This is a genomic window from Psychrobacter sp. H26 (assembly GCF_059073035.1).
The window spans coordinates 2,770,571-2,785,362 of the sequence record NZ_JCACRW010000001.1 but is presented as its reverse complement, the minus strand read 5'-3'; the positions used below and the strand labels follow the sequence as shown (position 1 = coordinate 2,785,362).

Annotated in this window: 12 protein-coding genes; 10 read left to right on the top strand and 2 right to left on the bottom strand. The window is 44.9% G+C overall.

The features are described from left to right. Positions 1-203: 203 nt before the first annotated feature. The 4 genes from AC5JPT_RS11555 to lspA all read left to right on the top strand — a co-directional run bounded on the left by AC5JPT_RS11555 (position 204) and on the right by lspA (position 6,485). Positions 204-1,841: a carbon-nitrogen hydrolase family protein gene (locus AC5JPT_RS11555; RefSeq protein WP_443525495.1), complete on the top strand. Its 1,638-nt coding sequence runs from the start codon at positions 204-206 to the stop codon at positions 1,839-1,841. Between the two features lie 127 nt (positions 1,842-1,968). After that, positions 1,969-2,532 carry a protein disulfide oxidoreductase gene (locus AC5JPT_RS11550; protein WP_493858195.1) on the top strand — a complete coding sequence of 188 codons (564 nt, stop codon included), beginning with the start codon at positions 1,969-1,971 and terminating at the stop codon, positions 2,530-2,532. A 460-nt stretch (positions 2,533-2,992) separates the two neighbouring features. Continuing rightward, positions 2,993-5,854, top strand: a complete 2,862-nt coding sequence (ileS, locus tag AC5JPT_RS11545) for an isoleucine--tRNA ligase (RefSeq protein WP_493858194.1) — start codon at positions 2,993-2,995, stop codon at positions 5,852-5,854. After that, the gene (lspA, locus tag AC5JPT_RS11540; RefSeq protein WP_493858193.1) at positions 5,847-6,485 is read left to right on the top strand and encodes a signal peptidase II; all 639 of its coding nucleotides are present in this window, start codon (positions 5,847-5,849) and stop codon (positions 6,483-6,485) included. Before ileS ends, lspA begins: the two co-directional genes overlap by 8 nt. A gap of 143 nt (positions 6,486-6,628) precedes the next feature. Here lspA and AC5JPT_RS11535 read toward each other — a convergent pair whose 3' ends face one another. After that, positions 6,629-7,285 (bottom strand): DUF1294 domain-containing protein, encoded by a 657-nt coding sequence (locus AC5JPT_RS11535; protein WP_493858192.1) that lies wholly within the window; start codon positions 7,283-7,285, stop codon positions 6,629-6,631. A 192-nt stretch (positions 7,286-7,477) separates the two neighbouring features. On the opposite strand from AC5JPT_RS11535, the gene AC5JPT_RS11530 reads away from it, so the two are divergent. Next, positions 7,478-7,975, top strand: a complete 498-nt coding sequence (locus tag AC5JPT_RS11530; protein WP_493853585.1) for an FKBP-type peptidyl-prolyl cis-trans isomerase — start codon at positions 7,478-7,480, stop codon at positions 7,973-7,975. A gap of 65 nt (positions 7,976-8,040) precedes the next feature. Continuing rightward, positions 8,041-9,081, top strand: a complete 1,041-nt coding sequence (locus AC5JPT_RS11525; RefSeq protein WP_493858191.1) for an aldo/keto reductase — start codon at positions 8,041-8,043, stop codon at positions 9,079-9,081. A 161-nt stretch (positions 9,082-9,242) separates the two neighbouring features. Here the strand turns inward: AC5JPT_RS11525 and AC5JPT_RS11520 are convergent, their stop codons facing one another. Continuing rightward, the gene (locus AC5JPT_RS11520; RefSeq protein WP_493858190.1) at positions 9,243-10,043 is read right to left on the bottom strand and encodes a lysophospholipid acyltransferase family protein; all 801 of its coding nucleotides are present in this window, start codon (positions 10,041-10,043) and stop codon (positions 9,243-9,245) included. Positions 10,044-10,349: 306 nt separating this feature from the next. Here AC5JPT_RS11520 and hflX point away from each other — a divergent pair, with 306 nt between their 5' ends. From hflX to AC5JPT_RS11500, 4 genes are all read left to right on the top strand, one after another. Beyond that, the gene (gene hflX, locus AC5JPT_RS11515) at positions 10,350-11,777 is read left to right on the top strand and encodes a ribosome rescue GTPase HflX (RefSeq protein ID WP_493858189.1); all 1,428 of its coding nucleotides are present in this window, start codon (positions 10,350-10,352) and stop codon (positions 11,775-11,777) included. A gap of 329 nt (positions 11,778-12,106) precedes the next feature. Then, positions 12,107-12,541, top strand: a complete 435-nt coding sequence (locus tag AC5JPT_RS11510) for a CidA/LrgA family protein (protein WP_443525478.1) — start codon at positions 12,107-12,109, stop codon at positions 12,539-12,541. A gap of 16 nt (positions 12,542-12,557) precedes the next feature. Next, entirely contained in the window at positions 12,558-13,247 is a 690-nt protein-coding gene (locus AC5JPT_RS11505; RefSeq protein ID WP_493858188.1) for an LrgB family protein, read from the top strand. Positions 13,248-13,829: 582 nt separating this feature from the next. Then, positions 13,830-14,642 (top strand): lytic transglycosylase domain-containing protein, encoded by an 813-nt coding sequence (locus tag AC5JPT_RS11500; protein ID WP_493858187.1) that lies wholly within the window; start codon positions 13,830-13,832, stop codon positions 14,640-14,642. Positions 14,643-14,792: the final 150 nt, after the last annotated feature.

The window sequence follows — 14,792 nt, the reverse complement described above, 5'->3', positions numbered from 1 at the left end:
AATAAACCTCAAACATACTGAGCAATACGGCATAAGATGTGGCTATAACCTATTGTAAATACGGCAATAAATCATTGTAACGGCTCTGTCTGGTTATTGACATATTTTTATTGGTTTTTTTATAAAAAATTGACAGAATACAGTTTTTGATATCTTTATCTTAGACATACTCAAATTTAGTAGAGACTTAACACAGGAATATTATGAGCAAAATTGAAAAGCTAGACGACTTTCATCTTACGATCGCTGAAATTAAGAAAAAAGACTACCCGCAACTCAAAGCATTGATGGATCGTGTCTATGTCAACTTGGGCGGCGCATGGTCAAAGACAACCATTCATACTTTGATTGATGCTTTTCCTGAAGGTCAGATTGCCTTGTTTGACCATGACCAATTAATCGGTATCGTGCTCTCAATGCGTGTCGATTACGCAAAGTTCTCTAACCCGCACACCTATGATGATTTGATTGGGCAAAAAGAAATCATCAGAGACAACCCTGAAGGTGATGCAATTTACGGTTTGGACGCGCTGATCGACCCTGATTATCGTGGCTATCGCCTTGGTCGCCGTCTTTATGATGCTCGTAAAGAGCTGTGTCGTCAGTTGAATTTTCGCTCTATCCTTGCCGGCGGTCGTATTCCTAATTACCACAATCATAAAGACCTGACCCCAGGCGAGTACATCGATGCGGTCGAAAGCCGCGAAATTCATGATTCAGCGCTGTCTTTTCAGTTATCAAATGGCTTTATTGTCAAACGTATCTTGACCGCTTATCTACCAGACGATAAGCAATCAAAAGGCTTTGCTACCTTGCTCGAGTGGGCCAACATCTATTATGAGCCTAAAGACTACAAGCCAAACACACGCAAATCTGAAGTGCGCATCGGTGGTATTCAGTGGCAGATGCGTGAAGTTGAATCTCCTGAAGAGCTCCTACAACAGGTTGAGTTCTTTGTCGATATCATGGCTGATTACAACTCAGACTTCGCGTGCTTGCCTGAGTTTTTTAATGCGCCATTGATGGGGCTATGTGAAGAAACAGATCAAAATATTGCCATTCGCTTTTTGGCGGGTTATACCGAGTGGTTCAAAAATGAGATTTCGCACTTAGCGGTCAGTTATAACGTCAATGTGATTACAGGCTCTATGCCGTACTTGGATGAAGACGATACGCTATACAACGTCAGCTACTTGTGTCGTCGCGATGGTACAGTTGAAGAACAGCGCAAAATCCACATCACTCCGCATGAACGTAGTGCTTGGGTTATCGAAGGTGGTGATGAAGTCAAAGTGTTTGATACAGATGCTGGGCGCATCGGTATCTTGGTCTGCTACGATGTTGAGTTCCCTGAGCTTGCCCGTCTGATGGCACTTGACGATATGGATATTTTATTCGTACCTTTCTGGACAGACACCAAAAACGGCTATCTGCGTGTACGTCATTGTGCCCAAGCGCGTGCGATCGAGAACGAATGCTATGTCATGATTTGCGGCTCGGTAGGCAACTTGCCACAAGTAGAGAGCTTGGATATTCAGTACGCTCAGTCGTCGATTTTTTCACCGTCAGATTTTGCGTTCCCGCATGATGCGATTATGGCAGAAACCACGGCCAACACCGAAATGGTATTCTTCTCTGATGTAAACTTAGACAAACTTACTCATGTCCGCCATGAAGGTTCAGTACATAACTTGATTGATCGCCGTGATGACTTGTTTAGCTTGAAATGGAAGCGAAAATCCAAAGTTCCAGCGAGCAAATTAACTGATGAGCAGCGCCGTGAAAACTCAGGCAGCGTACTCATCGGTGATCCGCTACAAAACCGCGCGCAAAAGCCATAATAGGTTGACGTAGCGCACTTATAGTAGACTTTATAAATAATACGGCTGATTTTCAGCCGTTTATTTTTATCTACTATCTACTCACTCATTTATTAAATAGACTTGTCTAAACCAAAAAGCTGACGTAATGACAATTGATACTATGCATCAAGAAGTTAAGCATCAAGAAGTAAACCCTGCCAAGACAACAAAGCAAAAGATATTATCTATCCTAAAAACGGTCGTGATATATAGCTTGATGTTCGCGGTCATCTATATAGCGGTCAACTGGTGGCGACAACCAGTCATGCCAGCCAGTCCGCAATTGCAACTGACTGATTATCAGGGAGAGACTATTGATCTGGCTGAGTTGAGTTATGAACAGCCGACGCTGGTCTATTTTTGGGGTACATGGTGTTCAGTCTGTAGTTTTACTTCACCTACCATAAATAAGCTAGTGGCAGATAACTATCCTGTTGTCACCATCGCTGTCCAATCAGGCTCTGATCTGGACTTACATAGCTACCTTGATGAAAACGATTTTAGTTTTAGGACGATAAATGATCAAGAGGGCGATATCTTTGACGATTGGCAAGGGCAAGTTACCCCATCATATGTGGTGTTAGAAAATGGCAAAATGACGCAAGGACTGACTGGCATACAGCCATTATGGTCGTTGAAGCTACGCTTATGGCTCGCCTCTGTTTTTTAGCGACTGAACCTGACTTTTTTTAAAATCATTTCAAAAAGAGGTCATCGTTATACTCTCATCAACGACATATAACGTAGATAAACGATTGATATTGGTCAAAATGAGGATGAGATTGCTCAGCTCTTTTTACCCTACCCTTTTTGTCATATAATAGCTGCCGATCTAAATATTTTTTCCTATTATTTACACAAGCATATTTTATGTTGCAATCGTCTCATTACCATTTATTATTGACATAACTATTTATGGGCTAATAAGCGATAATGGCTATTTACTGGTATGACGGTTGATAAACCGACTATCATGAGCAATATACCTACTATTCGTAATTAAGCATTATCAATACCGCGTGGCCCTCAGTATTATATTGAACCACACTGAATTGAACCACACTGAAAATCGAGCCTTATAGCCGGTTTTGAACCGACACACAAACCTACCTTTTAAAAAGATATCTTCTATGACTGATAAAAGCACTGATACCCCAAGCCAAGATTACAAAGATACGCTAAACCTTGCGGATACGCCATTTGCAATGCGCGCAAACCTTGCCAAACGCGAGCCAGATTGGTTAGCTGCTTGGGAAGCGGATGACGTGTACGGTAAAATTCGTCAGGCGCGTGCTGGTGCAACCAAATATATTTTGCACGATGGCCCTCCATACGCCAACGGTCAGATTCACTTGGGTCATGCAGTTAATAAAGTGTTAAAGGACATTATTGTAAAATCAAAAACGCTATCAGGATTTGATGCGCCTTATGTCCCTGGTTGGGATTGTCATGGTCTGCCGATCGAACAAAAGGTCGAAGCCAAAGTTGGTAAAGTCGGTCAAAAAGTGTCTGCTACCGAATTCCGTGGTCTATGCCGCGAGTATGCGAGCACGCAGATTGAACTGCAAAAGGCAGACTTCAAGCGTTTAGGGGTATTTGGTGATTGGGACAACCCTTATCTAACCATGAACTTCGCGCAGGAAGCCAATATCGTACGCGCGCTTGCCAAAATCTATGACAATGGTCATGTGACTCGCGGTATGAAGCCAGTCAACTGGTGCTTGGACTGTAGCTCAGCTCTTGCAGAAGCTGAAGTAGAATACCAAGACAAGGTCTCTGACGCGATCTATGTCAGTTTTGATGTACTTGATACGGACAAAGTAGCTGCATTGGCAGATATCGCAGATAACATCGCTGCGGTTATTTGGACGACCACGCCGTGGACACTACCTGCTAACCAAGCAATCTCAGTCCATCCTGAGCATAACTATAGTGTCGTTGCGACTTCAAGGGGCAACTTGCTACTCGCTGCTGATCTGGTTGAAACAGCATTGAGTGAGCTTAAACTAGACAACAACGGTATATTAGCAACTGTTTCAGGTAGTGAGCTTGAAGGCCTACGTGCTCAGCATCCACTGATTGAAGACCGTCAAGTGCCACTCATCTTGGGCGATCATGTCACTACCGATAGTGGTACTGGTCTGGTACATACCGCACCTGGTCATGGTTTGGACGATTATATCGTGGGTCTAAAATATAACTTACCTGTTGAAAACCCAGTAGGCGGTACGGGCGTTTATTTAGATAGCGCAGCGGTATTTGCAGGTGAGCACATCTATAAAGCCAATCCAAAAATCATCGCTGCCCTACATGACAATGGTCACTTAGTCAGCCATACCAAAATCGAGCACAGCTATCCGCATTGCTGGCGTCATAAGTCGCCAATTATTTTCCGTGCAACCCCGCAGTGGTTTATCAATATGGAAACCCAAGGTCTACGTGCTCGCGCGCTTGCTGATATCCCGTCAGTGAACTGGACACCAGCATGGGGACAGAACCGCATCGAGGCGATGATGAATGGTCGTCCTGACTGGTGTATCTCACGTCAGCGTACGTGGGGCGTGCCAATTACGTTCTTTACCCACAAAGAAACAGGCGAGCTGCATCCAAACACGCTTGAGCTGATGGAAACTGCCGCACAAAAAATCGCTGAGGGCGGTGTTGAGGCTTGGTTTGATGCCAGCTGTGAGGACTTCTTAGGCAATGAAGCAGCTGACTATGACAAAGCAACGGACACGTTGGACGTGTGGTTCGATTCAGGCACGACGCATTTTGCGGTACTTGACCAGCGCGATGAGCTGACCAATCCAGCTGATATGTATCTAGAAGGCTCTGACCAACATCGCGGTTGGTTCCAGACCTCTCTACTGACCTCAGAAGCCATATATGAGCGTCCACCGTTCAAGCAGGTATTGACCCATGGCTTTGTGGTTGATGAAAACGGTCGTAAGATGAGTAAGTCATTGGGCAACATCATCACCCCGCAAGAAGAGATCAATAAAACGGGCGCTGATATGCTGCGTCTGTGGATTGCTTCTAGTGACTATCGTTACGAGATGAGCGCTGGTAAAGCATCATTTAAAGGGGCGATAGATCAATATCGCCGTATCCGTAATACTCTGCGTTTCTTACTTGCCAACACCGATGATTTTGATCCAGCAACTGACAGCATTGACATCAATGAGTTGGTTAGCCTTGATAAATTCATTATTGAGCGTGCGCAAACTGTACAAGCGCAAATCATGAGTGCTTATGATGCGATGGACTTCCATCAGGTCACGCAGCACGTAACGGCGTTCTGCTCGCAAGACTTGGGTAGTTTCTATCTAGATATTATCAAGGATCGTCAGTACACCACGCAGGCGGATGGACAGCCGCGTCGCTCTGCACAGACGGCCATCTACCATATCACTCATGCCCTTATTCGCTGGATCACACCAATCTTGTCATTCACGGCACAAGAGGCATGGGAAGTGCTGAACCAACGTGAAGCAGACAAAGGCGGCTATGTATTCACTCAAGAGTGGTACGAGTTCCCAGCATTTGAGCTGAGTGACATCAGCAACGATGACTGGCAGCGCATTATGTTTGCCAAAGACATGGTAAACAAACATATTGAGACCGCACGTGGCGAAAAAATCATCAATGCTAACTTGTCTGCTGATGTAAGCCTATATGCTGATGGTGCTATGCATGAGAGCTTAGCCAAGCTGGGTGAAGAACTACGCTTTGTATTGATTACCAGCAAGGCAGCTCTAAAACCGATGAGTGAAGCACCTGCTGATAGCGTCAAGCAGACAGACGATGCGGACGCAGAGAGTACAGAAGAGGTTGTCGACTTAGTCGTACAAGTAAGTGCAGCTAGCGGTACTAAGTGCGTACGCTGCTGGCACATTCGTGATGACATCGGCACAGATAGCGCGCACCCTGAACTATGCGCGCGCTGCGTGACCAATGTCAGTGGTGACGGCGAGGTGCGTTACTATGCCTAACCCAACGGATTCATCTGATAGCCAGCATGACTCGCAGGTTGAGGTTGACCATTCGCCTAAACCTGCTCATGCGACCACAGGTAGCTCGACCACGCCTAGAAGTCGTCTGACTAAAGTGCCAAAGATGGTAGCTAACGGCAGTCGCGCTTTTATGTGGTATGCGCTGGCGATAATTATCGTCATTATCGATCAATGGACCAAATGGCTGGCAGAAACCAAACTAACCTTTCATGATCCAGTGCCAGTGATTGAGCCATTTCTCAATTGGACACTCGCTTATAATTACGGTGCGGCGTTTAGCTTTTTGGCAGATGCGGGCGGTTGGCAGAAGTGGTTTTTTTCGGGACTGGCATTACTTATGTCACTGGTCTTGATTGTTTATCTGATTAAAGCACCGCGCAAGGCTACCTTGCTATCATTTGGTCTGGCTTTAGTATTGGGCGGCGCAGTTGGTAACCTCATCGATCGTCTATTGCATGGTCATGTGATTGATTTTATCCATGTGCACTATGCTGATGTTTGGCATTATCCAATTTTTAATATCGCGGATATTGGTATTTCTATCGGTGTTGTACTGATTATCATCGATATGCTGTTTTTGGAAAGAAAGCGTGAAATGCCACGGTCATAACCGTCTATAACTAGAGACGTTAGTTCAACTTATAAATAAAAAAGGTGGGTTACGCAGTCGTAATCCACCTTTTTTTTCGACCTATTTATTACTTTCATTGCAAAGGTATTGATGCTACCGACCAAAGCCCTACTGATAACGTTTTAGAAAAACTCTGTCAAAGCCTCTAACCCGCCACCTGCCAGTAAAAACAACAACCCTGCCATATTGATGACAACGGTCAAATAATAGGTCACACGAAATTCAGGCTTTTGTGATTTGTGACGCAGATACGTCTGAGCCAATAGCGCGCCTACCCAACCGCCGAGCGCGCTCAGCATGTGCAAGGTTGACTCAGGCGTACGCCAGTCGCCACTTTGCGCGGCCGCCTTATCTTTGGCATACATGCTATAAGTAATGATCCCTAATGCGACGTACCAGCCGACTACCAGCCAGCTCAGCTTATCTGTCGCTGCTAATAAGGCTAAGACACCATAAAAGGCAATGCCAAGGAACGAGCGTTTCTTCTGTCCTGCTTCAAACTCCGCTTGATGGCTACGCTTCTGATTGCGCTGACGGATTTGCTGGTTCTTTTGCGCCATTTTTTGCTGCACAAAGCCAAGCTCTTGTACTTGCTTGGCTTGCCTGCGACCCTCTGCATCTTGTCTAATGCTAAAAACAACCTGCTCGCCAACATCGGGGCGGCGCTGCGCTCTAAATTCACTCACATGAAAGAAGATTGAATCCCCTGCCTCAGTTTCGATAAAGCCAAACCCTTTATCATCCTGCCATTTTTTGACAGTGCCTTGTTGTTTATTCACCACCGACACCTCATATCTTTTAGAATTGCCAATTATAGTACACCATATGCGTTACATTATTGACGCTTACATCTGGCCTTAGATGGCTTATTATTTCTTACACTATAATACTGTAATTACTGCAACTAAAGAGACTGCAATCCAACGCAGCATTTTCTATTCATTTATTCTAGCAACAGATGGCTTTTTATTATGACTCAATCTCAATTTATTAATCCAAACGAAGACACTCGTATCGCTTACGGTAGCCTTGTAAGGCTACACTTCGAAGTGTCATTAGAAAACGGCACCATCATCGACTCGACCTTTAATCGAGATGCGCCTGTGTCATTGACTATCGGCGATGAGAGCTTGTTGCCTGGTTTTGAGCAAGTGCTGATGAACCTACGCGCTGGTGACACTCGTACTGCGCACCTTGAGCCAGAGCAAGCGTTTGGCGAATGGAATCCTGAAAACATCCAACACTTTAGCCGTACTCAGTTTGCCCTCGTCGCTGACAACCCAGAGATTGGTATGATGGTTGAGTTCGAAGACAAAGGCAAAAATACCCTACCTGGTACGATCAGCGCCATCGATGAGGACCAAGTCGAAGTAGACTTTAATCACCCACTGGCAGGGCAAGATGTTCTGTTTAAAGTAAAAGTCTTTAAGGTCACACCGCCTGGTGTTACTGGTATCAAATTGATGTAAACATCAATAAGTACAACCCCTCTAAAAATAAATATCGATAAAAAACAGTCAAAAAGGAGACTTGCATGCAGTATCAAATATTACCGCAACTCGATGAAAAAGTATCTAAGATCTGTCTAGGTACGATGACTTGGGGACAGCAAAACAATGAAGCTGAGGCTCATGAGCAAATGGACATGGCACTCTCTGAAGGTGTGAACTTTTGGGATACTGCCGAGATGTATCCGTCACCACCAGACAAAGACAAACAGGGTGATACCGAGCGATTCATGGGTACTTGGTTTGACAAGACCAAACAGCGTGACAAAGTTGTTCTTGCTAGCAAAATATCACCCATGGATTTTTTGCGTGATGGTCAAACGCGCTTTAACGCGCAGCATATCAGTAGCGCTATTGACGGCAACCTTGAACGTCTCCAAACTGATTATATCGATATCTATCAGTTACACTGGCCTGAGCGTAAAACAAACTTTTTCGGTCAGCGCGGCTATACAGAAGACATGGCAGCGCAGTCATTAGATGACTTAACGCCTTTTCTAGAGACTATTCAGGCGCTGAATGACGAGATCAAAAAAGGTCGCATTCGTGCTTACGGTTTATCAAACGATACCGCCTGGGGTCTCATGCGCTACTTATGGGAAGCGGATAAAAACGGCTTGATTGCACCCATTACCGTACAAAACCCATATAGTTTGTTGAACCGGTTGTATGAAGTTAATATGGCTGAGATTGCCCATCGTGAGAATGTTGGTCTACTCGCGTATTCACCGCTTGGTTTTGGTGTGTTGTCTGGTAAATACCTCGATGGCAAACGTCCAGCTGGTGCGCGTCTGACGATGTATGAGCGTTTCGGACGTTATGTGAATGAACAAGCCAAATCAGCCACTGAGCAATATGCCAAGATAGCCGCTGAGGCAGGTCTAGACATGGCACATATGTCATTAGCCTTTGTGAACTCTCGTCACTTTGTCGCCAGTAACATCATTGGAGCCACGACGACCGAACAGCTCAAATCAAACATCGATAGTGTCAATGTAGAGCTGACAGCAGATGTGTTAGAGGCTATTGAAGCGGTACATGCGCAGCAGCCTAATCCATCACCATAGCTCGTTGGAGGACATAAGTGCTGATAGCGTTTACTGCATGATATTGTATTCAGCCTATCAGCACTAACACAAAAAAAGGCGCAAATCGTAGTCATATGACTCGCGATTTGCGCCTTTTTATTGGCTAGACTGCGTTACAAGCACTCGATACTACAAGTCTATCAGTCTTCAACTGGTGCGCTAAGGACTCTTGAATGTAGTTCTGCTAACCCTTCGTTCATGCGTGCCTGCAATACATTGGTCAGCTCACTTTTAGTACAGCCTTTTGGATCAATCGGTGCTAATGGCAAGACATAAGCAGTGACATCTTTGCTATCGAGCACTTTTTTCATGCTCTCTTTCATGGTCAGTTTGCCATAATATGGTAGCGCGTCACTTAAGGTGCCATCTTTATTGACATAAGCAATGATGATTGGTCTGATAGGCACGTCAGCGTCTATGGCTGATTGCAGCAGTGTCCCATGAATACGCTTAATTTTTTTGCCACTGGTCGTGGTCGCTTCAGGGAAGAAAACCACTGAAAAACCTTTGGCTAAGAAATCAGCAATTTGTGATGCCACTGAGCCTGCGTCACCGGAACCACGCTCAATAAAAAGCGTTCCTGCGGCGTGAGCGAGCTTGCCAAATACAGGCCACTCACCAATCTCAGCTTTGGACAAAAAGAATGCTGGACTTACCGTCCCAACAACAGGGATATCCATCCATGAGACATGGTTCGACACCCATAGCCCGTGAAGCTGCTCTACAGGCTCAACTTCAACTACTTTTACCCCAAACGAACCTACCATCTTACGACAAAACGTCTGAATATAACGTGGTAGTTTTTCGCGTGGTGGCTGCTTAAATGCACCAATACGCTGTGCCGCACGTAAACCGCCGACCATGGTCGTGGTCATACCAGCGATTTGCTTGCCGCGGCCCAACTGTCGTCTGAGTGAAAAGCTTGATTTAGCTTGGCTCATCTGCGCCCTCATGATTAAATAACGGGTGTTTAATAGTCAAAAAACGAGCCCAGTATAGCAAAGTTCGTGCGCTCAGTGATAGCTTGTTCACTCAGTGTATCTTTACTTTTATACAAATAGGCAATAAAGCAGATTTATAACAATTTATCTGCAGCAAACGCTGTAACATAAAACTATCGCTAATTGTGCTCATACCCTTTAATATCAAGTGATAAGACCATATATAGAGAACCATATGAACGCTACGACAAAGCTTACTAAGCTGATGATAGCGAGACATTTACTTTATTAAATAGGTGATACTCTTTGGATTATTTTGAAAGACATGAAGGTGGCGAGCGCGCCATTTTAGTACATTTAGACATCCGCCAAATTCAAGATCCTGACGATCTGGGTGAATTTGAGCTATTGGCTGATTCGGCGGGTGCCGATCGTTTGGCACTGGTTACGGGCTCACGCTCACGTCCTGATGCTAAGTACTTTGTCGGTAGCGGCAAAGCAGAAGAAATTGCAGAAATGGTTCGCGAGCACGATGCCGATATCGTATTGTTTAACCATAGCTTGTCGCCATCACAAGAGCGTAACATCGAGGCGCTAGTGAAGTGCCGCGTGCTGGATCGTACGGGTTTGATTTTGGATATTTTTGCGCAGCGTGCCCGTACCTACGAAGGTAAGCTGCAAGTAGAGTTGGCGCAGCTCAACCACCTATCAACCCGTCTGGTACGTGGTTGGACGCATTTGGAGCGTCAAAAAGGTGGTATTGGTCTGCGTGGACCTGGTGAGACCCAGCTTGAGACCGATCGTCGTCTACTACAGACTCGTGTCAATCAGCTCAAAAGCAAACTAGAAAAAGTTCGTCAAACCCGCGCGCAAGGTCGTGCCCGTCGACAAAAATCTGATGTACCGACTATCTCACTTGTCGGTTATACCAATGCGGGTAAATCGACGTTGTTCAACCGCCTGGTCGACGAAAATATCTACGCTGCTGATAAGCTATTTGCCACGCTAGATCCGACGCTGCGCCGTTTGGACTGGCAAGGTGTTGGGCGCGTGGTACTGGTCGATACCGTTGGTTTCGTCCGTCATCTACCACATGAACTGGTTGAGTCTTTCCATGCGACATTAGAGGAGACGCTAGAGGCGGACTTATTGTTGCACGTCATTGACTCTTCTAGCGAAGACATGCATGAGCAAATTCAGGCGGTCAAAGAAGTATTGGCAGAGATCGACAACGATGTGCCTGTGCTCAATGTCTACAACAAGATCGATCTGACTGATGAGCCTGCTCATATCGGCTATGCGAGCGAAGGACAGCCAAACCGCGTCTATGTCTCTTCTAGAGAGAACCTCGGTGTGGAAGGACTAACACTTGCGGTACAGCAATTGCTTACTGGTAAGCTGACTACGTTTGATTTGACCTTGCCGTATGATGCTGGACAGTTCAAAAACACTTTGTATGAGCTGGGCGTTATCTTAGAAGAAAGCTATGACGATACTGGGCGTGAGTGTCTCACTATTCGCCTACCAAGTGATCGTTTGCGACAGCTACTCGGTCAAGCCAACCTAAAACCAATAGATGTGTTACCACTTGCCCAAGCCACACTATTGATGCCGGTACTCGAGGAATTCGAGAAGGTAGACAATATTGAAGAGCCGACGATGACAGAAGCCGAAGAAAAGGCGTTTGACGAGTTTGATGCGCTGAGCTCTGAAGCGATAGATTCAGAAAAATAACCCATTATCCTGATAAGGCTACTGATTATTGGGTGATACCAGATAGTACTTAGTATATAGTTCAATCATAAATGGACGGTATCAATCGATATCGTCCATTTTTTTGGATATACATTGCTATTGCTTGTACGCTTTATTAGTTGGCTCACTCTCTATATAATCGCCTGTTATACATTCAACAAATATTGATAGATAGCATCAGCTAACCAAAAGCCAGAATCTCAAAATTATCGGTGTTCACAACATCACTCTCTCTATAGTATTCTTGATGCTATTACTTACTCGCTTTTGCATATAGTCTATCTATATCTGACTTGGCCACACTACTTATGAAGCCTACTCAATCCTCACATATACCGCTGTGGCTTGCGTTAATTCTAACGCTAACCATGGTTATCACTGTTCGTGAAACTGCTGTCATTCTCTGTCAAATGGCTGGTATCGAAAAAGCCGCCAATATCGTGGGATTGGTCGCGATGTTTGTTATCTTGATGGTATGGCGACTGAGCAAGGGGTTACCTAACTGGATGACTAGAGCAAGTAACACCTTGTTAGTCGATAGTGGCTTCGCTTTTTTGCCTGTTTCGGCGGGTGCAGGCTTGTTGTTATTTGCGTTAGGAGATGAGCTATGGGGAGTGATGATAACGATGCTGATCAGTACACTCATACCACTGTGGGGACTTGCGATACTAGCCAACCGTTGGTTAAATCAAGATGCCAATGCTGATAGTGTGACCACTAATGAGCAAAAGGGACAGCAGTGAGCTGCGGAGAGATATTATGACTTTTGACAGCGTATTGATGGCGACCCTAGCAGCTGTACTCTTAACTTTAGTAGCACACGTGACTGCTCGTGTCTTGGCGCGTAAATTGACTTGGTTACCGATGGTCATTACCGCACTCGTTCTCGTACTGGTCTTCTTGTTTGTATTGCAATGGGACTACAACAACTACTATAGCGCAGCCAAGCCCGTATTCGATCATCTCTTGGGATATGTCACTGTACTATTGGCCGTGCCACTAGCAGCGATGAACTTTAAAGGCTTACCAGTCAAAAAACTGTCTATAATCGTTGCAATTGCTAGCGTCGTTGGCGCCCTACTGCCCATGTCGCTGGCTTATCTGTTTTCGCTCAGCCATGACACCATACTGGCATTCGCTACCCGCTCTGTGACCACGCCTATTGGCCTCAGTGTCGCAGACTTAATTAAGGCCCCATTAGCGATGGCTAACCTCATTATTATCGTCTCAGGTCTCATCGGCGGCACGGTCGCCCGCTTTTTGTTTCGCGGTATTAACGACGATCGTGCCAAAGGGCTGGCGCTCGGACTGGCCGCTCATGCATTTGGTACCGTAGAGGCATGGCAAATCAGTCATACGGCTGGACGATATGCTGCCTTTGGACTGGCTGTTAATGGTCTGGTTACTGCTGTCTGGGTACCTGTATTTATCAGTGCCCTTATTGCTTAGCGCTTAGACCTTTCTAACTGCTGGCTTTAGTAACAGGCTATAATAACTGGTCGATAGCTATGTTGTCGTTTTTTACCGTTGCTGAACACGATTTTGATCTTGGTATGTGTGGCAACCTCTGTTCTAAGCACTGTTTTTAATTTTTGACACTACCTGAACTAAATACTATTTCTGAGCGTTATTTTTAAACATTGTCATCATGATTAAACTTTAGAGCGTTAAGATGCTGCATTCACTTTGAAATAGACTGCAAGCAATTAGAGGTCGCATGATATGAGGGTTTCGCTCGAAAGTCTCTGAACCTATAGCATGGTACGCACCTTACATTGCACGATGGTAAAAACTTGATTTTACAACTTATTTTGCCAATCTAATACGGCAAAAAGTTATTATATGTTATAGTAAGCAACTATTATTTTTTGTATCTATTGCAAGTGGTTCTTATTAGACGTGGTATCCGCTAAGTAGCTGTGTTCATGATGAGCTACAAAATCCGGCATTACTGATAACCGCTTAAACGCACAAAACAACGCGTCTATAGTCAAAACAATTTGCCATTATTCGATGAAAAGTGATAACACTATGATAAATACTGCTACTTTGATTACTCGCTGTTTGTCTCCTATTTTATTAAGTGCATTTGCTCTGTCTAGTTTTTCTGTTGCTGCCAATGCTGGCAATATGTATATCTATAAAGACAAAGGTGGGCAAGTATTACTGACCAACGTAAACCCTAGTGGAAATTTTGATAAATTTACGAAAAAAGTAAAAGTCACTTATTATAAAGATTCTAAAACGTATGATAGTGGCAGTAGCAGCAACAGTTATGGCAGCAGCGCTGCTAGCAATAGCGGCAGCCGCAATGCTTATGACAGCTACATTCGCGCCTCTGCTGAACGTCATGGCGTAGATCCAGGCTTGATGAAAGCAATGATGCATACCGAATCTGCTTTTAATCCTAATGCCCGCTCGCCAGTAGGTGCTCAAGGCCTAATGCAGTTGATGCCTGCCACTGCCCGCCGGTTCAAAGTAAGTAACCCTTGGAACCCTGCCGATAATATCGAAGGCTCTGCCAAATATATCGCTTGGCTCATGCGCCGCTTCAACAACAACGTCGAGTATGCCATAGCAGGCTACAACGCTGGCGAAGGCAATGTTGATAAATACGGCGGTATTCCTCCATTTAAAGAAACGCGTAACTATGTTCAAAAGGTCATGAGCCGCTATCATAGCCTGTATAAAAATGATGCAGGTCTATCTGGTGCAAGCATCAATGCTAGTAATCAGACAGGCAGTACCATTACAGGTAGCGGCTTACAAAATGTCAGTTACGGTACCAGTAGTAATGTGAATAGTGCCAGCTACGCCAACTCAGCTTATGATGCTTTGCGCTAAAATAAGTTTACATGCTATTAGGTCTAGGCATTGTTAGCTCTAAAGACTTTTTAAATAAACATTCTCTAACTAAATATTCGCTAAATAATCAGACACAAAAAAGCCCGTTAAAAGACTAACGGGCTTTTTTGTGCTTGGATGCTCTACTCT